General features: G+C 58.9%; 19 protein-coding genes and 1 riboswitch. Of the genes, 10 read left to right on the top strand and 9 right to left on the bottom strand.

The genetic code is table 11. From position 1 onward, the window contains the following. Nucleotides 1-84: 84 nt before the first annotated feature. Nucleotides 85-465, bottom strand: a complete 381-nt coding sequence (locus tag AC3RCM_RS12795; RefSeq protein WP_010954186.1) for a hypothetical protein — start codon at nucleotides 463-465, stop codon at nucleotides 85-87. Between the two features lie 802 nt (nucleotides 466-1,267). Between AC3RCM_RS12795 and AC3RCM_RS12800 the strand changes: the two genes are divergently transcribed. Beyond that, nucleotides 1,268-2,251, top strand: coding sequence for a TerC family protein (locus tag AC3RCM_RS12800; protein WP_064492088.1), 984 nt, complete (start codon nucleotides 1,268-1,270; stop codon nucleotides 2,249-2,251). Nucleotides 2,252-2,403: 152 nt separating this feature from the next. Here AC3RCM_RS12800 and AC3RCM_RS12805 read toward each other — a convergent pair whose 3' ends face one another. From AC3RCM_RS12805 to AC3RCM_RS12825, 5 genes are all read right to left on the bottom strand, one after another. Then, nucleotides 2,404-3,642 (bottom strand): multidrug effflux MFS transporter, encoded by a 1,239-nt coding sequence (locus AC3RCM_RS12805; protein ID WP_010954183.1) that lies wholly within the window; start codon nucleotides 3,640-3,642, stop codon nucleotides 2,404-2,406. Then, complete coding sequence (fabF, locus tag AC3RCM_RS12810; protein WP_064492099.1) at nucleotides 3,639-4,931, bottom strand: beta-ketoacyl-ACP synthase II; 1,293 nt, start codon at nucleotides 4,929-4,931, stop codon at nucleotides 3,639-3,641. The genes AC3RCM_RS12805 and fabF overlap by 4 nt, the downstream gene beginning before the upstream one ends. A 72-nt stretch (nucleotides 4,932-5,003) precedes the next feature. Further along, a complete protein-coding gene (locus AC3RCM_RS12815) occupies nucleotides 5,004-8,096 on the bottom strand; it encodes an efflux RND transporter permease subunit (protein WP_392525935.1) in 3,093 nt (1,030 codons plus the stop codon). Then, complete coding sequence (locus AC3RCM_RS12820) at nucleotides 8,093-9,196, bottom strand: efflux RND transporter periplasmic adaptor subunit (RefSeq protein ID WP_409319874.1); 1,104 nt, start codon at nucleotides 9,194-9,196, stop codon at nucleotides 8,093-8,095. Before AC3RCM_RS12820 ends, AC3RCM_RS12815 begins: the two co-directional genes overlap by 4 nt. Before the next feature lie 77 nt (nucleotides 9,197-9,273). Next, nucleotides 9,274-9,888 carry a TetR/AcrR family transcriptional regulator gene (locus AC3RCM_RS12825; RefSeq protein ID WP_010954179.1) on the bottom strand — a complete coding sequence of 205 codons (615 nt, stop codon included), beginning with the start codon at nucleotides 9,886-9,888 and terminating at the stop codon, nucleotides 9,274-9,276. An 83-nt stretch (nucleotides 9,889-9,971) separates the two neighbouring features. Here AC3RCM_RS12825 and AC3RCM_RS12830 point away from each other — a divergent pair, with 83 nt between their 5' ends. Further along, nucleotides 9,972-11,423, top strand: coding sequence for an efflux transporter outer membrane subunit (locus AC3RCM_RS12830; protein ID WP_492629654.1), 1,452 nt, complete (start codon nucleotides 9,972-9,974; stop codon nucleotides 11,421-11,423). Nucleotides 11,424-11,468: 45 nt separating this feature from the next. On the opposite strand, the gene AC3RCM_RS12835 is transcribed toward AC3RCM_RS12830, so the two are convergent. Then, nucleotides 11,469-11,870, bottom strand: a complete 402-nt coding sequence (locus AC3RCM_RS12835) for an ACT domain-containing protein (RefSeq protein WP_064492083.1) — start codon at nucleotides 11,868-11,870, stop codon at nucleotides 11,469-11,471. 330 nt (nucleotides 11,871-12,200) lie between these two features. After that, nucleotides 12,201-12,301: riboswitch (guanidine-I (ykkC/yxkD leader) on the top strand. Nucleotides 12,302-12,363: 62 nt separating this feature from the next. On the opposite strand from AC3RCM_RS12835, the gene AC3RCM_RS12840 reads away from it, so the two are divergent. From AC3RCM_RS12840 to atzF, 7 genes are all read left to right on the top strand, one after another. Continuing rightward, complete coding sequence (locus tag AC3RCM_RS12840; protein WP_492629655.1) at nucleotides 12,364-13,431, top strand: putative urea ABC transporter substrate-binding protein; 1,068 nt, start codon at nucleotides 12,364-12,366, stop codon at nucleotides 13,429-13,431. A gap of 14 nt (nucleotides 13,432-13,445) precedes the next feature. Then, complete coding sequence (locus AC3RCM_RS12845; RefSeq protein WP_266021555.1) at nucleotides 13,446-14,261, top strand: ABC transporter permease; 816 nt, start codon at nucleotides 13,446-13,448, stop codon at nucleotides 14,259-14,261. Next, the gene (locus AC3RCM_RS12850) at nucleotides 14,258-15,052 is read left to right on the top strand and encodes an ABC transporter ATP-binding protein (protein WP_492629656.1); all 795 of its coding nucleotides are present in this window, start codon (nucleotides 14,258-14,260) and stop codon (nucleotides 15,050-15,052) included. Before AC3RCM_RS12845 ends, AC3RCM_RS12850 begins: the two co-directional genes overlap by 4 nt. Beyond that, nucleotides 15,049-15,762: an urea amidolyase associated protein UAAP1 gene (locus AC3RCM_RS12855; RefSeq protein WP_064492080.1), complete on the top strand. Its 714-nt coding sequence runs from the start codon at nucleotides 15,049-15,051 to the stop codon at nucleotides 15,760-15,762. Before AC3RCM_RS12850 ends, AC3RCM_RS12855 begins: the two co-directional genes overlap by 4 nt. A gap of 9 nt (nucleotides 15,763-15,771) precedes the next feature. Further along, on the top strand, nucleotides 15,772-16,398 hold the full coding sequence (locus tag AC3RCM_RS12860; protein ID WP_064492079.1) for an urea amidolyase associated protein UAAP2: 627 nt from the start codon (nucleotides 15,772-15,774) through the stop codon (nucleotides 16,396-16,398). 202 nt (nucleotides 16,399-16,600) lie between these two features. Beyond that, a complete protein-coding gene (gene uca / locus AC3RCM_RS12865) occupies nucleotides 16,601-20,209 on the top strand; it encodes an urea carboxylase (RefSeq protein WP_492629657.1) in 3,609 nt (1,202 codons plus the stop codon). Then, a complete protein-coding gene (gene atzF, locus AC3RCM_RS12870; RefSeq protein WP_492629658.1) occupies nucleotides 20,206-21,969 on the top strand; it encodes an allophanate hydrolase in 1,764 nt (587 codons plus the stop codon). Before uca ends, atzF begins: the two co-directional genes overlap by 4 nt. Before the next feature lie 90 nt (nucleotides 21,970-22,059). Here the strand turns inward: atzF and AC3RCM_RS12875 are convergent, their stop codons facing one another. Together AC3RCM_RS12875 and AC3RCM_RS12880 are read right to left on the bottom strand one after the other, a co-directional pair. After that, on the bottom strand, nucleotides 22,060-23,388 hold the full coding sequence (locus tag AC3RCM_RS12875; RefSeq protein WP_492629659.1) for an MFS transporter: 1,329 nt from the start codon (nucleotides 23,386-23,388) through the stop codon (nucleotides 22,060-22,062). Nucleotides 23,389-23,470: 82 nt separating this feature from the next. Then, complete coding sequence (locus tag AC3RCM_RS12880) at nucleotides 23,471-24,448, bottom strand: hydroxyacid dehydrogenase (RefSeq protein WP_064492076.1); 978 nt, start codon at nucleotides 24,446-24,448, stop codon at nucleotides 23,471-23,473. A gap of 233 nt (nucleotides 24,449-24,681) precedes the next feature. On the opposite strand from AC3RCM_RS12880, the gene AC3RCM_RS12885 reads away from it, so the two are divergent. Continuing rightward, nucleotides 24,682-25,359, top strand: a complete 678-nt coding sequence (locus AC3RCM_RS12885) for an RraA family protein (protein WP_020191087.1) — start codon at nucleotides 24,682-24,684, stop codon at nucleotides 25,357-25,359. Nucleotides 25,360-25,376: the final 17 nt, after the last annotated feature.

The following is a 25,376-nucleotide window of genomic DNA, read 5'->3' on the forward strand; positions in this document are numbered from 1 at the left end:
CAGCCGGCTGCGTCTCTGTTGTGCGACCGGGCCGGTTGAGCAAACGTTCAGCCGGCTTGCCAAGTTGCCGATCACATCTGGCCGTCACCCGTGTTTTTGCAGGGCTTCAATCAACTGGGCCTTGGTCATGGTCGAGCGCCCCTTGATGTCTTTGCTGCGTGCCTCTTTCATAAGGCTTTCCTTGCTTTGCGATTCCAGCGACGCATGCGACGTCCGCGAATGCCCCTGGCGAGATTCAGCGGCGCGCTTGGCCGAATCCGAGCGTGCGGTCTTCTTCACGTGCGACGGTGTCCTGCTTCCCGAGCCTGCGTGTTTTTCACCGCCCCCCGATTGTTTGTTGACGGTGGCCCAGGCGCGAGCTTCGGCTTCATCCTTGCCCACGCCTTTGTCCTCGTAAGATTGCTCGATGTGCTCGGCCTTGCGTTTCTGCTTGTCCGTGTACTTGTCTTTGTCCCCGCGTGGCATGGTATTTCCTCCTGCATGGGTTGCATGAACGGTTGAAAACCAGGGCAGAACTGAGGCGCCCGGTGATGGACGGGTGATCCGTGTCGATCGGCCCTCTCAGCTAACTGCCGGAACCTGCGCCAGATCCACTTCCGGCTGAGCCACTGCCACCACCGCCCGCGCCTGTGCCGCTACTACCAGAGCCATGACTGCCGGTTCCCGAGCCGCTGTCGGTACCGTCACCGCCGGTATTGTCCGTCCCATTGTCGTCAGTGCCGCCATCACCCGTACCCATGCCATCGCCGGGTGTTCCCGAGCCAGTCGCTCCGCCTTGGCCGTTCATTTGTCCATTGTCGTTCGATTGCATGCCTGGGGCGCGCTGATGGTTCAGGTCTGTGGCGGCCGAAGCTAGTGCTGAAGCGCAGCCCAGGCAAAGTGCAAGCATTAACGTAAAAGGTTTTGCTGGTGTCATGGTGAAATGCCTTATTGGATTGTTCACCCTATGTTCGGCCTGGCGTGCGTGGGAGGGTGCCTTCTGACCGACGGAAGGCGCTGCATCAGGTCGACACGAGCGAGCGGCGCTTTGCTCCAATGAAGGCGTTGATAACGTGCGGGGCACCCATGAGGCTGGCAATCAGGTGTGCGAAGTTAGTTTTTCACTGCAAGCGTTTTAGCTTGTCATGGACAAAATTTGTAAATGTTTTCTACTTGCAGCCTACTTCGCGCTCGATAAATTCTTTATTCGTGACGCCGGGCCCCTCTGACGGTTATACCGCCATGTCGGAGTCATAGTTGTTCAACTACGACTATACAGGAGGGGCTCATGTCTGCCCTTAGTACGTATCTCTACCAAGACGTTCTTGGTACTGACCTCTGGCTTTGGCTTTCCTTTTTCGCTGTTGTGCTAACACTGTTGGCGCTTGACTTAGGTGTGCTCCATCGCGGGAATCGGGAGATTGGAGTCAAAGAGAGCTTGTTGCTGTCCGCAGGATACATCAGTATGGGCCTTCTGTTCGCGGTCTGGGTGTATTTCCAGAAAGGCGGCGATGCCAGCATGGACTATGTGACGGGTTTCTTGATTGAAAAATCCCTGTCAATGGATAACGTTTTCGTTATTGCCCTGATATTCAGTTTCCTGGCCATTCCTCGGGAGTTCCAGCACCGAGTATTATTTTGGGGGATCATGGGGGTTATCGTACTGAGGGCTATCATGATTGGCCTTGGGGCTGCGCTCATCGCCCAGTTCAGTTGGATACTTTACTGTTTCGGCGCGTTCCTGGTCTTCACCGGGGTCAAGATGCTATTCGCTCGCGTCGATCATGCGCCTGACTTGCAAAACAACCGTTTCGTCAACTACCTGCGCACACACCTACGCATCACCAAAGAATTGCACGGTCAACGCTTTGTGGTTCGCTTGCCCGATGCGTCAGGAAAAAGAATTCTATGGGTGACACCGCTCTTCCTTGCACTTATTTTGATTGAGTGTGCAGACTTGGTGTTTGCTGTTGACAGCGTGCCTGCGATTTTTGCTATCACACAGGATCCGTTCATCGTTTATACGTCGAACATCTTTGCCATTCTCGGTTTGCGAGCGCTCTATTTTGCATTGGCTGCCATGATCAGTCGCTTTGTTTACCTTAAATATGCGCTGGCTCTGGTGCTTGTCTTTATTGGCTCGAAAATTTTCCTTCATGACATTGTGGGTAAAGTGCCAGCCGAAATATCGTTGAGCATTACAATCGGCCTGCTGATTGGCGGCGTGTTGCTTTCGCTTTGGAAAACCCGAGCGTCCGCTAATGCTTCTTGAATAATTACGGCCGCTGGCTGCTGCGTGAGCGCGATGACCGGATCGCCTAGGATTCAAGGCGTGAAAGCGGTCGCCTCCGCTGCTGCCCGGGCCATGCAGTTGATTTGGCACATCCCAGGCGAAGCAGGAGCCAACCTCATGCAGAGATACTCCTACCTGACAATTGCCTTACGTTTGACATACCAAGCGAAAAGCACCATTGCCAGAAAGCACACCGAGGTTTGAGTGGCTCCCAGTACGGCAATCGTGGGGAACTTCGGCGTGGAAACCATCCAGGTCGACACTGCTCCGATCGCCATGGTCAGGAAGCCCAAAAGGGCTGACGCCAGTCCTGCTTCTTTCCCGAACGGTGTCATGGTCAAGGCCGTTCCCAGCGGATTGGCAATACCCATACCCCATAGGAAAAGCACCATCGACAATGAGTACCAGCCCAAGCTTGGATTGCTTGGGCCGACCAGCAGCAATGCACCTGCCGTACACGCAGTCGCGAGGCCTGACAAGGTGATGGCGCGGCTACCCCAACGGTGAGCCAGGCGAGGAGCAGCCAAGCCAGCGGCAAAGACCACGAAGACAGTTGCCGCGAAATACAGGCCCACCTGGAGCGAGCTGAGCCCCATGCCTTCCATCAAGATTGACGGCGCAGCGGCGAACGAGGCGAATAAGCCGCTCATCAGCAGGCTGGTCGCGAGTGCGGGCAAGATGAAGAGGCGGTTGGACGCCAGTTTGCCGTATGCAATCAGGATCGCAGGTACTGATTGAGTCACCCGACGATGGGCAGGAAGGGTTTCACCTATCCCTCTGAGGTAGAACAGCGCGATAAGGATTGCCGACATGCCGACGGCTATGAAAAGTGCGCGCCAACCCAAAGTGGTGTTCAGCATACTGCCGATCAAAGGTGAGAAGCCTGGCGCTGTGGCGGCAGCGATCATCGTCAGCGATAACGCGCGTGCCAGGTTCTCACCCTCATAAAGATCGCGAGCGATGGCTCTGGCCAGAACCGCGGCGGCACACACGCCAATGGCCTGGATTACCCGTCCGAGGATCAGCATGTCGAGTGTGGCGGCGTTAGCTGCCCAAAACGTACCCACCACGAAAATCATCAACCCACCTACTACCAGGCGCTTGCGGCCATAGCGATCGGCAAGCGGCCCTACCAGTAATTGGGCGAAGGCGAACGTAATGAAAAAGCTGGAGAGCGTCAGCCCGAGTTCCTGGGATGAGACGTTGAGCTGTCGAGCCATTTCAGGAAAAGCGGGCAGGATGATATTGGTGGACAAGTTGCTGATGGCAGCGAGTGCTGCCAGTAACAGGATGACCTTGGCTGTCAGGACGTTGGCCCTCTGAGCATCACCTTCAGCTTCGTTGGCGTGTGTTTCGAGTCGGCTGTTCATACGTTGGCCTCCCAGCGTCGGAACAGTACGCTGGCGTTCACACCACCGAATCCGAAACCATTGGACAAGGCATATTCGATGGGCATTTCACGGGCTATTCGTGCAACCAGGTCAAGGCCAAGCGCAGCATCATCGACCTGAGTCAGGTTGAGCGTGGGTGGAACGATCTGATCTTGCAGCGCCAACACCGTGAAAATGGCTTCGACACCGCCTGCCGCCCCCAGGAGGTGGCCGGTGGCCGATTTGGTCGATGTAATCGCCACGCCGCTGCCGCTACCGAATACGGCGCGAATCGCTGCAAGTTCACCCTTGTCGCCAACCTGGGTCGAAGTCGCATGCGCATTGATATGGTCCACGTCCCCAGGCGCTATCGACGCCTGTTGCAGCGCGAGTTGCATGGCACGCCTGGCACCGCTTCCGTCTTCGGGGCCAGCGGTCAGATGGTAGGCATCAGCGCTCGTTCCGTAGCCGACCAGCTCGGCCAGGGGCTTGGCGCCACGGGCCAGCGCATGTTCCAGCGACTCGATCACCAGCAAGCCAGCCCCTTCAGCCATGACAAACCCGTCCCGTTGGCTATCGAAAGGACGGGAGGCTTGCTCAGGGCTATCCGAAAAGCCCGTGCTGAGCGCTCGTGCAGCCGCAAAGCAGCCTAGCGTCACACGATCGATTGCCGCTTCGGCGCCACCGCAGATCGCAATATCCGCTTCGCCGCTTCTGATGAGCCGAGCGGCGTCGCCAATGGCCTGCACCCCCGCAGCGCAGGCTGTGACGGGTGCCCCAAGTGGGCCTTCGAAGCCATAGCGTATGGAGACATGACCCGCTGCCATATTGGCCAGGAACGATGGCGCCGTGAAGGGCGACAACTTGCGAGGGCCACGTGCGTCAGTGGTGCGCACCGCCTCTGCGATGGCACCGAAGCCGCCGACGCCCGATGCGATGATGGTGGCGGTGCGCGCGCGTTCAGCCTGACGCTCGGGATGCCAGCCGGCTTGCTGCAATGCTTCATCCGCTGCTACCAGCGCAAACTCGATGAACCGATCCATCTTCTTGCGTTCCTTGGCGTGGATGACCCGCTCGGGTTGATAGCCTGCCACGGCATCCTCGGCCAATGTGGGCACGCTGCCGCCCACTGACACGCCAGTGCCTTCGACGACATCGCCAGCAAGCGCGCGAATCCCGGACTGCCCAGCCAGCAATCGCCGCCAGACTTCCTTTACGCCGCAGCCCAGCGGGCTGACAACGCCGGTGCCGGTCACCACGATGCGTTTTTGATTAACGTTGTGAGTCATTTCGACCTCTCGTTGGATCATGAGCGCACCTCGAATTGCATCGGGCACGCACGGGTTGAAGGCAATGTCTACTCAGGCGCGGTGTGCAGCTTCTGGCTTGGCAATGCGGCTATTGGGGCGGATCTTGAACCAGATGGAATACATCGCCGGCAGGAACACCAAGGTCATGATCGTGCCCACGAACGTGCCTCCGATCAGGGTGTAGGCCAAGGTGCCCCAGAACACCGAGTGGGTGAGGGGGATGAAGGCCAGGATGGCTGCCAATGCCGTGAGCAACACTGGGCGTGCGCGTTGCACTGTGGCCTCGACCACGGCGTCGAAGGGCGCAAGTCCTTCAAGCTGGTTGTGGTCAATCTGCCCGATCAGGATGAGGGTGTTGCGCATCAGAATCCCGGAGAGCGCGATCAAGCCGACTAACGCGTTGATGCCGAACGGTTGGCCGAACAGCAGTAATACGGGTACTACACCGATCAACCCCAGCGGTGAAGTCAGAAACACCATGACCATCGCCGAGATAGAGCGCACCTGCAGTATGATGATCAACAAAGTCAGGGCGATCATGATCGGCAGGAGAGGGACGATAGCCTGGCTGGCCTTGGCCGACTCTTCGATGGAGCCTGCCATTTCGATTTTGTAGCCCGCAGGCAGCTGCGTGACGATGGGCTGGAGGTCTTTCCAGATCGCCGTGGATACATCAGGCGGCTGCAGCCCTTCCGCGATGTCACCCCGCACTGTCATGGTGGGCGTTCGGTCGCGGCGACGGAGGATGGGGTCCTCCATGCGAATGCTCACATCACCGATCTGCGAAACCGGAACGCGCTGACCGTCCGAGCCTACCAGGGTGAAATTCTCGATCTGGGCAGGATCGAGTCTGATCTGGCCAGCGGCACGCCCTACAACCTGCACAGAGCGGATATCTTCCCTGACCGACGTGATCGGCACACCGGTGAGCAGGAACTGAAGCTGCTGCGACACCGAGGCGGACGTCAGGCCAACCGACTGCAGGCGATCTTGATTCAGGGAGAAGTGAAGCGTGGGAACAAGCGGGCCCCAGTCGGTATTGACGGTCTTCATCATGGGGCTCGCCTGCAGCACGCTTTGGACGCGTGCTGCAATCTGACGCAGTTGCGAGGCATCCGGGCCCATCACCCGATAGGCGACCGGGTAGGGGGAGTAGGGCCCGAATACCAGTTGTGTTACCCGCACTTGAGCGCCGGGTGCCAGACCTTCGGAGGCCGCCTCCCGAAGACGATGCTTGAGGGCCTCACGAGCGCCCTGGTTTTCGGTCAGGACGACAATCTTGGCAAAGGACGGGTCGGGCAACTCAGGGGCCATTGCCAGGAAGAAGCGGGGCGGGCCTTGGCCGATGTAAGTGGTGACAATCTTTGCCTCCTCTTGCTGACGTAGCCAGGACTCCACCTTGATCGCAGTGGCATTTGTCTGTTCGATGGAGGTGCCATAAGGCATCTGCAGCTCCACAAGCACTTCGGGGCGGTCGGAGGTCGGGAAGAACTGCTTCTTTACCAATCCCATGCCAAGCACGGCGGCCACAAATGTCGAAACCACGGTGCCTGCCACGAGCCATTTATGTGCGATCACCCAGCCCAACAAAGCGCGGAATCGGTTGTAATGACGGGTGTTGTAAATAGCGGCATGACCACCTTCAATCGTCTTGATCCGAGGCAACAACTTCACGCCCAGGTAGGGGGTGAACGCTACCGCCACCACCCAGGATGCGATCAGGGCGATGCCGACAATCCAGAACATGTTGCTGGTGTATTCACCGGCAGTGGACTGGGCGAAACCGTTAGGCATGAATCCGATGGCGGTAACCAGTGTGCCGGACAGCATGGGGGCTGCCGTGTGGCTCCAGGCATATGCCGAAGCCTTGATGCGGTCGTAACCTTCTTCCATCTTCACGACCATCATTTCGATGGCGATGATCGCGTCGTCGACCAGCAACCCTAAGGCCAGGATGAGCGAACCCAGCGTAATCCGGTCGAAATTCTTGCCTGTTGCGGCCATCACCACGAATACGATCGCCAGTGTCAATGGCACCGCGGCTGCGACGACAACGCCGACACGCCAGCCCATGCTGAGGAAGCAGACAAGCATCACGACCAGCAGGGCAACGAAAAACTTGATCATGAACTCGTCGACGGAGGACGTGATGTTCACCGCCTGATCGGTGACCTTGCTGAGCGTCATGCCCAAGGGCATGCTTTCGTTGATTTTGGCTGTTTCGGCCTCCAGGGCTTTGCCAAGGTCGAGGCCGTTCCAGCCTTCGCGCATGACAATGCCAAGCAGCAAGGCTGGCTCGCCATCGTTACGCACCAGAAACGTCGCGGGATCTTCATAGCCGCGTTCAACGTCGGCCACATCCGACAGTTTCAGGGGGCGGCCCTGGGCGACCACAGGGGTTTCGCGAATCTTTGCCAGTTGATCGAAGGCGCCGTCAACCCTGACCACCACTTGTGGCCCCTGCGTTTCGACCGAGCCCGCCGGTGACAGGGCGTTCTGGTTGTCAAGGGCCGAGAAGATGTCCTGTGGCGTGATTCCGAGCGTGGCCAGGCGGTCATGGGAAAAGGACACGAATATCCGTTCAGCCTGTTCCCCGATGATGTTGACCTTCTTGACGCCCGGGACGTGCAGCAGCTGCTGGCGCAGTGTTTCGGCGTCGCGTACCAGCTGGCGCTGCGGTTCGCCTTTGGCTTTGAGCGCGTAGACCGCAAATGTCACGTCCGAGAACTCATCATTGAGCATTGGGCCAATGACGCCCGCTGGCATGAGCTTGGCCTGATCACCCGCTTTCTTGCGGGCCTGGTAGAACTCCTCCTGAACCGCCGAAGGTGGGGTCTTGTCTTGCAGCGACACCATCGTGAACGCCAACCCAGGCCGGGTGTAGGTTTCGGTACGGTCATACCAACGCAGCTCTTGCATGCGTTTTTCCAACGGTTCGGCCACCAGATCCTGCATTTCCTGCGCAGTGGCGCCGGGCCAGGCAGTGATAATCGTCATCTGCTTGACGGTGAAGGGCGGATCCTCTGCACGGCCCAGCTTGAAGAAGGCCAGCGTGCCGGCGAAGGCGATCAGCACAATCAGGAAGAGGGTGATTGATCGCTCGCGTACCGCGAGCGCGGATAAGTTGAAACGCTGCTGGCTCATGGTTGGTGCCCCATGACCTGAGCTGTTTGAGCCTGTTCCATGACCTCGACGCCATCGCGCAGCAGATGCGCACCCAGTGCCACGATCCGATCGCCAGCGTGCAGGTCACTCTTCACGACCGCTTTTTCGTCACTGACACTTAGAACTTCCACAGCGCGCCAGGACACCTTGGCCGGCTGGCCTGCTATCACCCAAACCCCAGCTCCGTTACCCGGGTCAAAGAGTGCGCCGATGGGTATCTGCTTCGCTTCGAAATTCGTATCGGTATCCGGAATCTCAAGCGTAATGGTTGCACCCAATGGCGCGCTCGCCATAGGCCCAGTGAGCACGTACCTGGCCTCGAATGTGCGCGTGATGGGGTCTGCTGCATCTGAAAGCAAGCGCAGTTTGGCGGGTACGGCCTGCGCAGGCTTGCCAAATAGCGTGGCGAGTGCAGTCGAGCCAGGTGCAGGTCGAAGCGTTTCTGGCAAGTAGACGACAGCTTCTCGTTGCCCGGCCCTGGCCAGCCTTACAACCGCTTGACCAGCACTGACGACCTGGCCCGGTTCGGCCAGCGTGTCCATCACCACACCATCGGCGTCGGCTAGCAATACCGCATATTCGGTGGCGTTCCTGGCAACGTCAGCCTGAGCTTGCGCGGCACTGAGTTGCGCCTTCGCAGCATCAGCCGCAGCTTTGATCTGGTCGTAGGACGAGGCCGAGACCGCGCCCTCGGCAACCAGCCCTCGATATCGAGCTTCGTCGTCACCGGTCTGCTTGGCCCGTGCCCGAGCGGCAGTTACGGCCTCTTGCTGTGCGCGTGCCTGTAGATTCAGATCCACCGGATCCAGACGCATCAAGGGCTGACCGCGTTTGACTGTTTGCCCGGTATCGACCAGGCGCTGCAGGATTTTTCCGGATACTCGGAAGCCGAGGTCACTCTGTGTGCGAGCGACCACTACTCCGGAAAACGAACGTGCAAGGGCTGACGCGTCCTGTACCGAGACCGCTTTCACGACCGGCGGTGTGTCTCTCGGGTCTTTTCCAGGTGAAGAGTCCCCGCAAGCGACAAGGGCGAGTGGGAGTAAGCAACCGACTATGGCGGCAGGACGCAGGCGCATGGGATCCCTTTCTCAAAAGGCGATATAGGAATCCCATTTTTCTACCAGTGACCAATATTGTCAATGGTCACACTCTGCTAAGGGGCGAGACTTCTGAGTATCAAAGCCGGCAGTTGGACGACCGCATCCTGAAGCGTGTCCAGGTTGTGCTGAAGGAGCGCGGCATTTACGTATGGCCTCATGATCAGAAAAATCGCCAGCGTCAGTTCGTCCAGGGGGGTCTTGCGTTCAAATTCTCCTGCGTCGCGGCCTTGTGTCAGGATCTCCAGAATGACCTTACTGATATTGGCCTCATGAGACTTGACCGACGACCATTGGTCGCGCGATGCCACTGCCGCTATGTCATAGAGCTTCCGGTCGTGGAAGAAAAGGTCAGCCCCGCCCTCAGCGATCGCTCGGAATAGACGTCTCAACTTTTCCGATGCAGTCGGGGCGTCGCTGGTGGCCGTCGCAATGCGCTGCATGATGAGCGCAAGCCGACTGGAGCAAATCACCTCTCCGATCGCTTGTTTGGATTCGAAGAACTTGTAGATGTAGGCCTTTGAAAAGCCGATCGATTTGGCTAAGTCTGAGACAGTGGTTTTGTCGTACCCATAATGGGCGAAGTGCTCCATGGCAGCCTGGATGATCTGATCCCTCACGTCGTGGTCGGCTGGCCCGCGCGCCGGCGAGGGTGGAGAAGATTTACTCATTTTTGAAGCATCCTGGAACTGATTGACAGAGTGTGACCAAAATATAATATGGTCACATCTCCTCTTGGTCTATGAGAATCATCATGCTTCCCTACCGAACGATTGCTCTGCTGTTGAGCGCCAGTCTCACTGCAGGGTGCATGGTTGGCCCGGATTATAAACAGCCAGAGGTTGCGCTGGCCGATCATTACGTCACGGATGCACAGCCGTTGACCGCAAGCGACACATCGGTCGGCAGCCTCGATGTCTGGTGGGAAGGATTTGGAGATCCTTTGTTGAGCAGGCTTGTGACCGAGGCGCTGGGGCAAAACCTGCAGTTGGCGCAGGCACAGGCCCGCGTAGCTCAGGCTCGCGCAGCACTGGGCTCAGCGACCGCGGCGCTTGTGCCGTCCGCGGGTATCAATGGTCAAGCTGCACGCTCACGGCAATCCGTTGAAACGCCATTGGGCCAGCTGCTGAACTCAACGCCTGACTATGACCGCTACGGCAACAGCTATGAACTCAATCTGCAAGCAAGCTGGGAAATCGACTTGTTTGGTGGGCTGCGGCGTGAACGGCAAGCCGCCGTCGGTGAGTACCAGGCTTCTGAGGCGGGGGCAATCGCGACGCGTCTTGCCGTTGCCGCGCAAACAGCCGATATCTACACCACCGTGAGGGGGCTGCAGGCGCGCCTGGCCATTGCTCAGAACCAGGTGCAGACACAGCAAGACCTTCTGGCCAAAGTCAACCTGCTCAACCGCAAAGGTCTGGCGCCTGACTACGAGGTTCGTCAAACCGAAGGCGAACTGTCTCAAGTCGAGGCAACCGTGCCAGTTTTGCGTGCGGGCCTGGATGCGGCTCTCAACGCCTTGGATGTCATGCTTGGCAGTGCGCCAGGTACCCACCGCGCCCAGATGGCAATTGCCTCGTCAATCCCTCAGGTGCCTGCGCTTGCGCAAATCGGCAAACCTTCCGATCTGCTCCGCCGTCGGCCCGACCTGATCGCCGCTGAGCGCAGGCTCATGGCTGCCAATGCCATGATCGGCAGTGCGATCAGTGAGTATTACCCAAAATTCTCGATAGGCGGGCTGATCGGCAGTGCGTCTACCTCTGGCGGAACATTTTTCACGGGCGATGCCGACCAATCAGCCGTATTGCTCGGCTTGAGGTGGCGACTCTTTGATTTTGGCCGCATCAACGCGCAGATAGACCAGGCCAAAGGACGTGAAGCCGAAGCCCTGGCCATCTATCGGCAGTCTGTGCTGGAGGCTTCGGAAGATGTTGAAACAGCTTTGTCTGCATTGATCAATCGGCAAGCGCAGGCACAGTCGCTCAAACGCGGTGAGGTATCCCTGGAGCAAGCACGACGTTCGTCCTTCGTAGCATTTCAGAACGGCGTAGCCAGTTTGATAGACGTTCTGAACGCAGATCAGCAGCTTCTCAGGACATCGGATTCCCGAGCAGTTGCGCAAACTGAAGCGGTGCGTGCTGCTATTGCTGCCTACCTCGCCCTGGGTGGCGGGTGGTCAACTGACTCAGATGTGGCACTGCGATGATGGGACTGCGTACATGCCTTGAGCGGTAAAGCGTCTCGACCAGCCTCACTCAGAAGTCTGGGAAAGGGTGTTCAGCACCTTCATCGCTTTTTGCGCATCATCTTTGCCTACGAAGACATGATCGTGGAAATAGGCTGCGATCACATTGCAGCTGATCCCTGCTTGGCCCAGAGCGGTCGAGAACGCCGCAGTCAAGCCGACTGCATCCAGGGCCGAATGGATGGTCAGGGTGATCCACGCAGCGACGAAATCAAACTTCAGCCCGAGCGTTTCTGCTCGGCTTCGCTCGATGATCAAGGTCAAGCCTTCTTTCTCCTTGAAGCTACCCACCAGGTCGTCCGGGCTCAGCCCTGCGAAGTCAGCGACGGTGCAGAAGACGTACTCACCTTCGTTGAGGATTGGGCTCATACCGCGTAGTAGGGCAGAGATAGATTTTTCACCCGCCATGTCTCACCTCCAATAATTAGTGGCAGAAGTCTGCCTGAAATGATGATCAGTGCAATGAATAACGAGCATGACGGATTAGAGAAACTGATGCGCCGGATTCTGCTGAACCTCCTTTTTGCCCACTTTAAGGGCATCGCCGCCCTTAAAAGAGGCGCCTCACAGCGCGCACAGCAATGAAAGATCGCTAGGCGATCAGTTGTGCCTGTCGCTCAACTGGCCGTAGCTGCGGGGCTTGCAGCGGCAATGGCATTGATCCCGCGAGCTTGGCACGCCTCTCGCATCATGTAATTCCGTGCAGGAGCAGCGCTGGCTGAGTGCACCACAATTTGAAAAATGGTTGGCTAGGGTTCCGGCTCGCAAACACGAGTGTCTGGACCGAGAGCTGACGACCTCCAGTTGAGGTTACACGGCGGGATAAAAGCCCGGGAGACAGACCACCTTGTAGAGGGTGATGCGCTGCTCCTGTCCGCTCACCGTCAACTGGAGTCCCACCATGCGAAAGCCCCTACTCTCCGCTTTCATGGCAGCAGGCATTGGCCTGTTGGCTGCCACTTCATCACACGCTGCGGCCAAGACAGACTTCAACGTCTGCTGGACGCTCTATGCCGGCTGGATGCCTTGGGAGTTTGCGCAGGCGCAAGGCATCGTCGACAAATGGGCGAAGAAGTACGGTATCCATGTCGCTCTGACTCAGCTCAACGACTACGTGGAGTCGATCAACCAGTACACCGCTGGCCAGTTCGACGGCTGCACCATGACCAATATGGACGCGCTCACCATCCCAGCTGCTGGCGGTGTCGACAGCACGGCATTGATCGTCAGCGACTACTCCAACGGCAACGACGGTGTTGTCATCAAGGGGGCAGGCAAGACCGTTTCCGACCTTAAAGGCATGGATGTGAATCTGGTCGAGCTATCGGTGTCGCATTACCTGCTAGCCCGCGCACTCGATACGGCCAACCTTCGAGAGAAAGATCTGAAGGTGATCAATACGTCTGATGCGGACATCTCCGCCGCTTTCAACACCGAGAGCGTCCAGGCCGTCACCACCTGGAATCCGATGCTCGCCGACATCAAGGCCACTCCCGGTGTAACCGAAGTCTTCAGTTCCAGCCAGATACCTGGCGAGATCCTGGACATGATGGTGGTCAACACCGAAACCCTCAAAGACAACCCCGCACTTGGCAAGGTGCTCACAGGGGCGTGGTTTGAGGTCATGAGCATGATGAACGCCAAGGACGCCAGCTCCGAAGCCGCCGAGGAGCACATGGCCAAGGCTTCGGGTACTGACCTTGCCGGTTTCAGGTCTCAACTGGCAACCACCCACCTGTTCTTCACCGCTCACGATGCACTGGTATTCGCCAAGAGCCCGGATCTGCCGGAGACCATGGCGAAGGTCGCGAACTTTTCGTTCGAGCACGGTTTGTTGGGTGATGGAGCACCCGACAGCAATGTGGTGGGGATGAGTTTCGCCAACGATGTCACCCTGGGCGACCAGGCCAACTTGAAGCTGCGCTTTGACCCGACCTACGTGCAAATGGCCGTCGACGGCGCCCTGTAAGCGGAGAGTGCTCAATGCGCTTGATCAACCGACATCCCGATCGGAGTTCACGGCTGTTGCTGGTGATACTCCCGCTGGTCCTGGTGCTGTGCGCGTACTTCGTGAGTTCGGCGCAGCGCCTGGCTGACAACCCCAACGACAAGCTACTGCCCAGCGCCATGCAAATGTCCGACGCTGTGAAGCGCATGGCGTTCACCGAGGACAAGCGCAGTGGTGCCTACCTGCTGTGGCAGGACACAGGCGCCAGCCTGCAACGGCTGGGTACTGGCTTGGCCATTGCTGCAGGGGTCGGCCTGTGCCTGGGTATCGCCGCCGGTACCTTGCCGCTGGTTGGCGCATCGCTGTCACCCATGCTCGTCGTGCTGTCGATGATTCCGCCACTGGCCATTCTGCCGATCCTGTTCATTGTCTTCGGGCTGGGCGAATTGTCCAAGGTGATGCTCATCGCCATCGGGATCACCCCCATCCTGGCCCGTGACCTCGAACAACGGGCCCGAGAGATCCCGGTGGAGCTGCTGATCAAGGCCCAGACGTTGGGGGCCAGTACCTGGACGCTGATCCTGCGGGTCGTCCTGCCGCAGTTACTGCCGCGCCTGCTGATTTCACTGCGTCTGGTGCTCGGCTCCGCATGGCTATTCCTGATCGCTGCCGAAGCCATCGCCTCTGAAAACGGCTTGGGCTATCGGATTTTCCTGGTGCGCCGTTACCTGGCGATGGACGTGATTCTTCCATACGTCGTTTGGATCACGCTTCTGGCCTGGTTGATGGATTGGGGGCTGAGGACGCTCACACGTAGAGCCTTCCCCTGGTATGAGGGCGCGCGAGCATGAGCTTCATCGAAGTCAAGAATGTATGGCAGCAGTACGCAGAGCATGTGGTGCTGGAGGGCTTGAACCTCACGATCGAGGAGGGCGAGTTCTGCACCCTGGTCGGGACTTCCGGCTGTGGAAAATCCACGTTCTTGCGCCTGCTCCTGGGCCAGGAAACCCCGAGTAAAGGTCAGATCCTTCTAGGTGGCCAACCGCTTTGCGCCGAGCCCGATCCTGCACGTGGCGTCGTGTTCCAACGCTACTCCGTCTTTCCACATCTCACGGTGCTGGACAATGTCGCACTGGGGCTTGAGTTGCCGAACGCGTTTCTGCTTGGTCGACTATTCGGAGCGAGAAAACGCGCTGCTCGGGATCAGGCGACAGAGCTTTTGCGCAAAGTGGGTCTGCAGGCAGCACTTGGGAAATACCCTTCACAGCTCTCTGGCGGGATGCAGCAACGCCTGGCTATCGCGCAGGCGTTGATCATGAAACCTCGCGTTCTGCTACTTGATGAGCCGTTTGGCGCGCTCGACCCTGGTATTCGCAAGGACATGCATGCGCTGCTGCTGGAGCTGTGGAAGGAGACGGGCCTGACAGTCTTCATGGTGACCCACGACCTTAGCGAAGGATTCAGCCTGGGTACTCGGCTGATGGTGTTCGACAAGATTCGCGTCGACCCCCATGCACCCCTCTCATACGGCGCGCGCGTGACCTACGACTTGCCACTCAACAGTAAACGCACAGATTCGCGGCTGGCTGCTGCTGCATCGCTGTCGTGTGCGATTCAACCAACCAAGGACTGCTACCCATGATCGAAACAACTGTGTTTTCCAATGAGTTGCTACCGGGAGGAGGACACCTCTCATTCGTGCTCAAGCGTGGTGAGTTGTTGCGCCTGACCGACGTGGAGGGCGGGGCGAACGTCAGCGCCATGCTGTTCAACGCCCACGAGAAGACCGAGCGCCTGAATCTGCCCGACAGCTTGAAGTGTCAGCACACCGCAAAGCTCACTGCAGGCCATTGCCTTTACTCGGATATGGGGCGGGTGCTCGCTGCAATCACTCGTGATACCTGTGGTTGGAGTGACAGCATCGGTGGCGTGCTTTGCGCTCAGGAGGTCGTAGAGAAATACGGTAACGGCCGTTACCAGGAGTTGCGCAATGGTTTCTTCCGCAACGGCGCGGACAACCTGCTCGTCGAAATGGGCAAGTGGGGGCTGGGCTTGAGCGATCTGACGATGGTGCTCAATCTGTTCAGTCGCGTCGACGTCGATGCCCATGGCGGGCTGCGGTTTGTCGAGGGTAATTCCAAAGCCGGAGACTGCATCGAGCTTTACGCACCGATGGACACCTTGTTCGTGATTACAGCCCTTCAGCATCCGATGGACCCTTCGAAGACCTATTCGCCAAAGCCTGTCGAGCTCACCTTCATGAAGGCTGCGGACGCGGTCGCCGAACACTGTCGAACTTCGCGGCCAGAGAACGAGCGCGGTTTCATCAACACCCAACGGATTCATGCCTGAGGACGCCTCATGACTGCACCATTGCACCTTGAAAATGCCTTATACCAAGCCACCATTCCAGCCGGAGAACCATGGCTGACCGAAGTGAAGGCTGGCCAGATTCTACGCATCCGGGATCTCGAAGGTAACCAGGCGATCGATACCCTGTTCTACAGTGCCGCGAATCCTCGTGAGCGCTACGACGTCCAGCGCACGTTGCGGCGGCAGAACAATGTTTACCTGGGCAAAGGCAGCGTTCTGTACTCAAACCTGGGCCGACCATTACTCACCCTCATCGAAGATAACTGCGGGCGCCACGACACACTCGGCGGTGCGTGTGCACAGGAGAGCAATACCGTCCGTTATGCCCTGGACAAGCGTCACATGCACAGCTGCCGTGACAATTACCTTCGGGCCTGCAGCCATGATGGCCGGTTGAGCAAGCGCGACATCAGCCCGAACATCAATTTCTTCATGAATGTCCCGGTCACTCCGGAAGGCGGCCTGACCTTTGAGGACGGCATTTCGGCGGCAGGTAAATATGTGCTGCTGCGCGCAGAGATGGATGTAATCGTGCTCATCTCCAACTGCCCGCAGTTGAACAACCCCTGCAACGGCTACGACCCAACACCCGCAGAGCTGACCATATGGGCATGAAAACCTGGGTAAAGCGTTTGAGGTACATGTTCTTCGTGTACTGCCACTACCGTGCTGGGCGCATCCAATACCGCAGCGACCCGCCAGACTGTCCTGACAAGCACTCCTGATCCAGGCTGGGGACGACCCCAAGACCTCATAAGCACTGTGGGACGACCCACAACCCAACCGCACGGACATGTACCGTCGTAAGGGGCTTCTTATGTTCGATTCATTGTTGATTGCCAACCGTGGCGCTATCGCCTGCAGGATCCTGCGTACGCTTCGCCAAATGGATGTAAAAGGTGTCGCTGTCTACGCAGAAGCTGACGTAGCCAGCCTTCACGTTCGTGATGCAGCCCAAGCTGTGAGCCTGGGAGAAGGAGCTGCTGCCAACACATATCTCTGCGTCGACAAGATCCTTGCTGCTGCCAAGGAAACGGGCGCGGGCGCCATTCACCCAGGTTACGGCTTCCTCTCAGAGAATGCGGCTTTCGCGGCGGCTTGTGAGGCGGCTGGGATAGCCTTTGTCGGCCCCACTGCAGATCAGTTGAAGCTGTTTGGCCTCAAACATACTGCGCGCGCTTTGGCGCGCAAGTACGGCGTCCCAATGCTTGAGGGTACCGAACTGCTCGACAGCGTGGAGGAGGCTGTTGCAGCTGCGCAGGCGGTGGGCTATCCGGTCATGCTCAAAAGCACGGCCGGCGGCGGCGGAATCGGCATGCGGGTATGTTGGTCACCGACAGAGCTCGCAGATGCCTTCGAGACTGTCAGGCGGTTAGGTCAGAACAACTTCAGTGATGCAGGCGTCTTCATCGAGAAGTACATCCAGCGTGCGCGTCATCTTGAAGTCCAGATTTTCGGGGATGGGTGTGGGGATGTCATCGCACTGGGTGTGCGTGATTGCTCAGTCCAGCGCCGCAACCAGAAGGTGCTGGAAGAGACCCCGGCTCCTGATCTCACTGACCGGATTTCCCAGTCACTTTGTGAAGCTGCCATTCGTCTGGCCAAGGCAGTGAGCTATCGGAGCGCAGGTACCGTTGAGTTCGTGTTCGACAGCGATGCGCAGCAATTCTACTTCCTGGAGGTCAACACCCGCCTGCAGGTCGAGCATGGCGTTACCGAGCAGGTGTGGGGTATTGATCTTGTTCGCTGGATGGTTGAGCTCGCGGCTGGAACCCTGGCACCGCTCAAGGAGTTGGCGCGCACCCTGACGCCTCGGGGCCATGCCGTGCAGGCGCGCCTCTATGCAGAAGATCCAGGTAAGGAATTCCAGCCCAGCCCTGGTTTGCTCACGGCCGTTCAATTTCCGCACGCAGAAGGCCAAACCCTACGTATCGATACATGGGTAGAGGCGGGGTGTGAGATTCCTCCGTTTTTCGACCCCATGATCGCCAAGGTCATCACTTGGGCAGAGGATCGCGACCAAGCTTGTTCCCGTTTGCACGCTGCGCTCGACAACAGCGTCATCTACGGCGTGGAAACCAACCGGGAGTACCTCAAGCAGATCCTGCTGGATGCCCCATTCGCGACCGGCAAGCCCTGGACACGCTGCCTTGAGGGGTTGGTGTATAAAGCGTCAACCATCGAGATACTCAGCGGCGGCACTCAGACTAGCGTCCAGGACTACCCTGGACGCCAGGGGTACTGGGCCGTCGGAGTGCCGCCGTCTGGGCCAATGGACAGTCGAGCATTGCGCCTTGGCAATCAACTGATCGGCAACCCGGAAGGTGAGGCTGGACTCGAAATCACCATGACCGGGCCAAGCATGCGATTCAATGCTGACGCCGTGGTAGCCGTCACGGGGGCGGAGATTCCGGTACTGATCGATGGCAACGTCGTGCCGATGAACACTGCACTGATGATCAAGGCTGGTTCGGTACTCAGCATCGGCACGATCGTTGGTGCTGGCGCCAGGGCCTACCTGTGTGTACGTGGAGGCATCCAGGTACCGGAGTATCTGGGCAGCAAGAGCACTTTCACCCTGGGGCAGTTTGGCGGTCACGCAGGTCGAGCCTTGCGCGCGGGGGATGTGCTGCACATCAGCCGCTTGACTGACTCAAGTGCAGGCAGGCAACTGCCAGAGCAGGAACCGCTGGGGGCGCGCCGAGAGATCCGTGTGATTTACGGCCCCCATGGGGCGCCCGAGTATTTCACACCGGCGTATATCGAGACATTCTTCGCCACAGAGTGGGAAGTGCATTTCAATTCGAGCCGCACCGGTGTTCGGTTGATCGGGCCAAAACCCGAGTGGGTGCGCGCCGACGGAGGGGAGGCTGGGCTGCATCCCTCCAACATCCATGACAATCCTTATGCGATCGGGGCCGTGGATTTTACGGGCGACATGCCGGTGATTCTGGGCCCGGACGGCCCAAGCCTGGGTGGTTTCGTCTGTCCGGTCACAGTGATCGAGGCCGACCTGTGGAAGCTGGGGCAGCTTAAAGCCGGCGATAAGGTCAGGTTTGTACCTACAGACATCGCGCGTGCCCGAGCACTGGCGACTTCGCCGTTGCTGGGGGAGGTGCCGGTGCGCAGCACATCCGATGTGAAAATGTCCGAGCTTGTGTCCCCAATCGTAATGGACTTGGGGGAGGGCGAGATGCGACTGGTAGCCCGATTGGCTGGTGATACCCATTTATTGCTCGAGATTGGCGAACCAGAGCTTGATCTGGTGCTGCGGTTCCGTGGCCATGCTTTGATGCAAGCTCTCGAAGCTCAAGCACTCCCAGGGGTCATCGATCTGACACCCGGGATCCGCTCGCTTCAGGTGCACTACCAGCCGGAGCGACTTTCCTTAGGCCACCTGTTGGAAGCTATCGCCGGCGAGTGGGATGCGGTCTGCGCAGCTAAGGATCTTGCGGTGCCTTCTCGAATCGTTCACCTACCTCTGTCTTGGGACGATCCTGCGTGCCAGCTGGCCATCGAAAAATACATGACCACTGTGCGCAAGGATGCCCCCTGGTGCCCAAGCAACCTGGAGTTCATACGTCGCATCAACGATCTTGCGAACCTGGAGGAGGTGCAGCGCACGGTGTTTGAGGCCAGTTACCTGGTCATGGGCCTTGGGGACGTATACCTCGGAGCTCCCGTGGCAACTCCGCTCGATCCTCGGCACCGCCTGGTGACCACCAAGTACAACCCCGCACGTACGTGGACTGCAGAAAACGCGGTCGGCATCGGTGGTGCTTACATGTGCGTTTACGGCATGGAGGGGCCGGGAGGTTATCAATTTGTCGGGCGAACCCTGCAGATGTGGAACCGCTATCGAGAAGTAGAGGCTTTCGGTGGCAAACCTTGGCTGCTCCGCTTCTTTGACCAAATTCGCTTCTACCACGTGACCGCTGAAGAGTTGCAACGCATCCGTAGGGACTTTCCGCTCGGCCGATACGACCTGCGTATCGAGGAGAGTCAACTACGACTGGCGGATTACCAAGAGTTTCTGGCGGGTGAGGCGGACAGCATCGCAACCTTCCGTAGCCAGCAACAGAGCGCGTTTGCAGCCGAGCGGCAGCGTTGGATTGATACGGGACAAGCGCACTTCGAAAGTAGCGAGGCGGCCGCCCCAACGAGCGAGGAAAGCCCTATCCCCAGCCATTTCCTGGGCGTAGAGAGCCCGATTGCCGGCAATTTGTGGCAAGTCCAGGTTGCCGCTGGTGATGAGGTCGAGGCGGGCACGACCTTGGTGGTACTTGAATCCATGAAGATGGAAATACCGGTCTGCGCGCCTTGTGCAGGTGTCGTCAGGGAGATTCACGTGGAGCCAGGGGCAGCCATTCGTGCCGGTCAGCGCGTAGTTGTCATTGAGCCTATCGCAAAAGGGGCGGCAGCATGAAGAATGATCTGCGAATCGATGTATTGCGTGAACGCTATGTGCGTGGTGACGTGAGCCCTCGCCAACTGATTCTGGCATTGCGTGACGAGGCCCAGGCCATCAACCCCCAGTTCAACGCGTTCATCCATCTTCTGAGCGCTGAGGAGCTTGAGCCGTACCTTGCGGTGCTGGAGTCGACGCCTATTGAGCGTTTGCCCTTGTATGGGGTGCCTTTCGCCATCAAGGACAACATCGATTTGGCAGGCGTGCCGACCACGGCGGCTTGCCCTGCGTATGCTTACATCCCGGTTCGCTCGGCCAGCGTCGTCCAGCGGCTGATCGACCTCGGGGCCGTTCCATTAGGCAAGACCAACCTCGATCAGTTTGCGACAGGGCTGAATGGCACGAGATCACCATACGGTGCATGCGTGAACAGTGTGAATCGTGATTACCCCTCAGGTGGATCAAGCGCCGGATCACCTTTGGCCGTGGCGCTGGGTATCACCAGTTTCGCCCTGGGTACCGATACTGCAGGTTCAGGTCGCGTACCTGCAGCCCTCAATGGGCTTGTAGGGTTGAAGGCAACAAGGGGGCTGATTTCGACTGCTGGAGTCGTACCTGCATGCCGAACGCTGGATTGCGTCACTACATTTACGGCTACAGCACGGGAGGCCAGCCAATTGTTGGCCTTGCTTGCTGTGCAAGATCCTGCGGACGAATACAGCAGAGCCAACCCTGCTTGGAATGATGGCAGTGCGTTCGGGCGCATCACTTCCTTCCGGTTTGGCATCCCACGCGAGTGCGACCTGGAGTTTTTTGGATGCAGCGAGGGGCCTGGCCTGTTTGAAGCGTCCATCCAGCGACTGAAGTCGCTGGGGGGAGAGCCGGTCACCATCGACCTTTCGCCATTCCTTGAAGCTGCCCGCTTGTTGTACGAAGGCCCGTGGGTTGCCGAGCGTTACAGTGTGGTGGGAGAGCTCGCGCAGGTACACCCAGAAGCCGTGCTGCCAGTCATTCATGCGGTGCTTGAGAAAGGCCCGAAGGTAAGCGGCGTCGATACGTTCCGTGCTCAGTATCGGTTGCAGATGCTCAAGGCCAAATGTGATGAAGTCCTGAAAGACCTGCATTGTGTGCTTACGCCCACAATTGGTCGCCCCGTGACCTTGGCCGAGCTCGCTGATGAACCCGTGAAGCGCAACTCTGAGCTGGGCTATTACACCAACTTCATGAACCTGCTCGATTACGCAGCCGTTGCTGTGCCCAGCGGTGTCATGAAGAACGACCTGCCTTGGGGGATCACGCTATTCGGTCGGGCATTCACTGACCACTACCTGCTGAGCCTCGCAAACGCCTACCAAGGGTTCAAAGCACCGGCGATCGATGCTCGCAATGACATGGCCCGCCTGGTCGTTTGTGGTGCCCATCTGGATGGGCTCGCGCTCAATTGGCAGCTCCAGCATCGTGGGGCTCGGTTGCTGGAGTCCACAAGCAGCTCCCCCCATTACAAGCTCTACGCGCTTGCCGGCGGGCCTGTGAAACGACCCGGGATGGTGCGGGTGCAGGAAGGGGGCGTCGCCATCGCAGTGGAGGTTTGGGAGATGCCGAGCACGGAGCTGGGCTCATTCCTGACCGGTATCCCTGCGCCTTTGGGGCTGGGCAAGGTGGAACTGAGCGATGGTCGCTGGGAGACAGGTTTCATATGCGAAGGCGCGGGACTCGATGGTGCCGCAGACATCACCGAATGGGGAGGGTGGAGGGCCTGGTTGGCTTCGATGAGCTGAGGTTGAGGCGGACACTTCTTGCCGTTGTGAAATGACTATGCCCACATTCCTGAAGTAAGAAAGTGGGCATCGAGGTGCGACTCGCGTGGCTTATTTTGCGCTAACGGCGCTGGCTGATTCAGCTTGCTCGTGCTGGCGTTTGCGGCCGATTACCAGTACTGCGATACCGGCCACGGTGCACAGCGCGGCCAAGGGCATCAGCGCCAGGGAGTAGCTGCCGGTGGCATCGTGAATGGCGCCGTAGGCATTGACCATAAGGCCTCCGCCGATCAGGTTGGCCATGGCGCCTACGGCGGCAAGGCCCGCGGCAGCGGTCGAGGAAGACAGCCAGCCGGACACCAGTGCCCAGAACGGCCCTTTCATCGAATACGCGCCCACCAGTACCATGGTCAGCATCGCCACCGTTGCCGGCAGAGAAGCGGTGAACAAGGTCATCAGCAGGCCCGCCGCGATCAGCAGCATGGTCATCGCGGTGTGCCAGCGACGCTCGCCGGTACGGTCGGAACTGCGGCCCCAGAAGATCATCAGCACCGAGGCAATGCCGTAAGGGATGGCGTTGACCAGGCCGATTTCCAGGGCACTGAGGCCAAAGGTTTTCAGTAACTGCGGGGCCCATACGCTCATGGTGCTCCCAGCGGCGGAAGCGCCCGAGTAGATCAGTACCAACACCCAGATATCCTTGTGGCGCAGCAGCTTCCACAGCGAGATATGGCCGATGGCGGTCTTTTTCGAGGCTTCATCAGCCAGGCGCCGAGTGAGCCAGCCGCGCTGCTCGTCGCTCAGCCACCTGGCTTGCTCTGGGCGGTCGGTGAGCACGAACAGGCAGGCGATGCCAAGCAGTACTGCAGGTATCCCTTCGAGAATGAACAGCCAGTGCCAGCCACGCATACCCAACCAGCCATCCAGGCTCAGTAGCAGGCCCGAGAGTGGCGAACCGATGAAGTTGGCAGCAGGGATCGCCACCATGAACAGTGCCACCATGCGTGCACGGTAGGCCGACGGCAGCCAGTAGGTAAGGTACAGCAGTACACCTGGGAAGAAGCCGGCCTCGGCAGCGCCTAGCAAAAAACGCATCACGTAGAGGGAGTTGGCGCCCTGGACGAACGCCGTGCCTGCGGAAATCAGGCCCCAGGTGATCATGATGCGAGCGATCCAGATACGCGCGCCGTACCGTTGCATGGCCAGGTTGCTGGGCACTTCCACCAGGAAGTAGGCAAAGAAGAACAGGCTGCTGGCAAAGCCGAAGACCTTGGCCGTGAGCTGCAGGTCCTCGTTCATCTGCAGGGATGCCATGCCGATGTTGCCCCGATCGATGATCGCAATGAGGTAGCAGATGATCAGGAATGGCAGAAGGCGCCATGCGACACGGCGCATGGTACTGCGTTCGAGATCGTCCGGCTGGGGGCTTGCTGAAGTCATGGTGCTCTCCAATTGTTTTTTTTCTGGAGTGAAGCGTCGGGAGCGTGCCCCTTCTCGCGAAGCGGCGCGCGAGGGAGTGCGGTCAGCTGGCGAACAGGTGGCGATTGACCACGCAACGCGGGTCCAGAGCAATGCCCGCCCAGACATCGAGAATCTGTTTCAACGCTACCAGGCCTACACGGTCACGGGCCTCGGTGGTGTTGGCGCCGACATGCGGTGTGGCGACCAAGGACGGCAGGCCCCACAGCGGGCTGTCGGCAGGCGGCGGCTCGGGATTGAATGTGTCCAGCCCGGCACCGGCGATGCGGCGTTCGCTGAGCGCTTTCACCAAGGCGTTGGTATCGATCAGCTCGCCACGGGCAGTGTTGATCAGGATGGCGCCTGGGCGCATGCGCTCGAGTTGGGCAGCGCCGATCAGGTTGTGGTTGGTCTCGGTCAGCGGGCAATGCAGGCTAATGATATCGCTTTCAGCCAGCAGGCGATCGAAGTCCTCTTCACGTTCGAGATGCGGGCGTTCTGGCAGTTGCTTGAGGTAGGGGTCGAACACCTTGACCTTCATGCGCAGCGGCGCCACCAGGTCCATGAGGATGCCCCCGATCGAGCCCAGGCCAATCAGGCCCAAGGTCTTGCCCGACAGCTCGATGCCGTTGGCCGAGGCCTTGTCCCAATGCCCGTCACGCATGCGCGCATCCAGCAGCGCGGTTTGGCGGGCCACGCTGAACATCAGGGCGAAGGCTAGCTCGGCCACCGACTGGGCATTGGCGCCAACGGCGATCGATACCGGGATGCAGCGGTCTGCGGCGGCCTGGATATCGATGGTGTTATAGCCCACGCCGTGCTTTGCGATCACTTTCAGTTTGTCCGAAGCCTCGATCATGGCGCGGGTCAGATTGCCCTGGCGTACCACGATGGCATCGGGCTGTTCAGCGCGAATGATCGCTTCCAGTTCCTCGCTCGGCAGGTAGGGCGTGGTGGGGACGATTCTGACGCCCTGTTCGGCGGCAAGGTGCATGGCCTCGGCGGCGAGCTCGGGGCCGGTCAGCAGAATGGTACGGGACATCGTGGATACCTTGTTCTTGTCAGGGGCAGTTCAGGGGCGGTCTGCCGCGCATGTGCAGCATTGACCTAGACCCTACCATAATGAAACGCCATTGCAAGAAAATTGATTGCAGGCTCGATTTTGCGAAAAAAGCGAGCAAAAATTCCGTTGTCATGATTTTAATGAAATGACATTCTAGAAATAGGTTTCGAAAATACCAATGATGTCGAATAACACCAAGAGAGGTATGTCACATGAGCATTGGCTTCCAAGTGCTTGAGCGCACACGTAAAGTCGGCGATGAGTGGGTTGCACGCTACCGTGAAGTTCCGGTGGCTAACGTCAGCGACTCGATGAACCGCATGACTGCAGGTGGTGCCCGCTTGCGCCCCATGCATCGCGAAGGCGGGCTGTGCGGTCCGGCGTTGACCGTCAAAGCCCGTCCGGGTGACAACCTCATGCTGCACTACGCGATCGACATCGCTCAGCCGGGCGACGTGATCGTCGTCGATGCCGGCGGCGACCTGACCAACGCTCTGATCGGTGAAATGATGGTGGCCTACGCGGTCAAGCGTGGCGTGGCCGGTATCGTCATCAACGGCGCCATCCGCGACGCTGCCAACATTGGCGCGGGTGAATTCCCGTTGTTCGCTGCAGGTGTTTCGCACCGCGGTCCTTACAAGGATGGCCCGGGCGAGATCAACGTGCCGATCGCCATTGATGGTATGGTGATCGAGCCGGGCGACCTGGTGATCGGTGATGACGATGGCATGCTGTGTGTGCCTTACGACCATGTTGCCGAGGTCTATGCGCATGCTACCGCCAAACACGCTGCCGAAACCGCACAGATGGAAAAAATTGCCCAAGGCACCAACGACCGCTCCTGGGTCCTGGAGTCCTTGAAGAAAAAAGGCTGCCTGCTGCCAGGCTGATCCAGCATCAGTTGCGC

This window comes from Pseudomonas sp. GW823-FHT05G12, from assembly GCF_058795575.1.

Excerpts from the sequence above, each read along its gene's own strand:
- AC3RCM_RS12795 (WP_010954186.1), bottom strand. The coding sequence starts at position 465 with ATGCCACGCGGGGACAAAGACAAGTACACGGACAAGCAGAAACGCAAG.
- AC3RCM_RS12800 (WP_064492088.1), top strand. The coding sequence starts at position 1,268 with ATGTCTGCCCTTAGTACGTATCTCTACCAAGACGTTCTTGGTACTGAC.
- AC3RCM_RS12805 (WP_010954183.1), bottom strand. The coding sequence starts at position 3,642 with ATGAACAGCCGACTCGAAACACACGCCAACGAAGCTGAAGGTGATGCT.
- fabF (WP_064492099.1), bottom strand. The coding sequence starts at position 4,931 with ATGACTCACAACGTTAATCAAAAACGCATCGTGGTGACCGGCACCGGC.
- AC3RCM_RS12815 (WP_392525935.1), bottom strand. The coding sequence starts at position 8,096 with ATGAGCCAGCAGCGTTTCAACTTATCCGCGCTCGCGGTACGCGAGCGA.
- AC3RCM_RS12820 (WP_409319874.1), bottom strand. The coding sequence starts at position 9,196 with ATGCGCCTGCGTCCTGCCGCCATAGTCGGTTGCTTACTCCCACTCGCC.
- AC3RCM_RS12825 (WP_010954179.1), bottom strand. The coding sequence starts at position 9,888 with ATGAGTAAATCTTCTCCACCCTCGCCGGCGCGCGGGCCAGCCGACCAC.
- AC3RCM_RS12830 (WP_492629654.1), top strand. The coding sequence starts at position 9,972 with ATGCTTCCCTACCGAACGATTGCTCTGCTGTTGAGCGCCAGTCTCACT.
- AC3RCM_RS12835 (WP_064492083.1), bottom strand. The coding sequence starts at position 11,870 with ATGGCGGGTGAAAAATCTATCTCTGCCCTACTACGCGGTATGAGCCCA.
- AC3RCM_RS12840 (WP_492629655.1), top strand. The coding sequence starts at position 12,364 with ATGCGAAAGCCCCTACTCTCCGCTTTCATGGCAGCAGGCATTGGCCTG.
- AC3RCM_RS12845 (WP_266021555.1), top strand. The coding sequence starts at position 13,446 with ATGCGCTTGATCAACCGACATCCCGATCGGAGTTCACGGCTGTTGCTG.
- AC3RCM_RS12850 (WP_492629656.1), top strand. The coding sequence starts at position 14,258 with ATGAGCTTCATCGAAGTCAAGAATGTATGGCAGCAGTACGCAGAGCAT.
- AC3RCM_RS12855 (WP_064492080.1), top strand. The coding sequence starts at position 15,049 with ATGATCGAAACAACTGTGTTTTCCAATGAGTTGCTACCGGGAGGAGGA.
- AC3RCM_RS12860 (WP_064492079.1), top strand. The coding sequence starts at position 15,772 with ATGACTGCACCATTGCACCTTGAAAATGCCTTATACCAAGCCACCATT.
- uca (WP_492629657.1), top strand. The coding sequence starts at position 16,601 with ATGTTCGATTCATTGTTGATTGCCAACCGTGGCGCTATCGCCTGCAGG.
- atzF (WP_492629658.1), top strand. The coding sequence starts at position 20,206 with ATGAAGAATGATCTGCGAATCGATGTATTGCGTGAACGCTATGTGCGT.
- AC3RCM_RS12875 (WP_492629659.1), bottom strand. The coding sequence starts at position 23,388 with ATGACTTCAGCAAGCCCCCAGCCGGACGATCTCGAACGCAGTACCATG.
- AC3RCM_RS12880 (WP_064492076.1), bottom strand. The coding sequence starts at position 24,448 with ATGTCCCGTACCATTCTGCTGACCGGCCCCGAGCTCGCCGCCGAGGCC.
- AC3RCM_RS12885 (WP_020191087.1), top strand. The coding sequence starts at position 24,682 with ATGAGCATTGGCTTCCAAGTGCTTGAGCGCACACGTAAAGTCGGCGAT.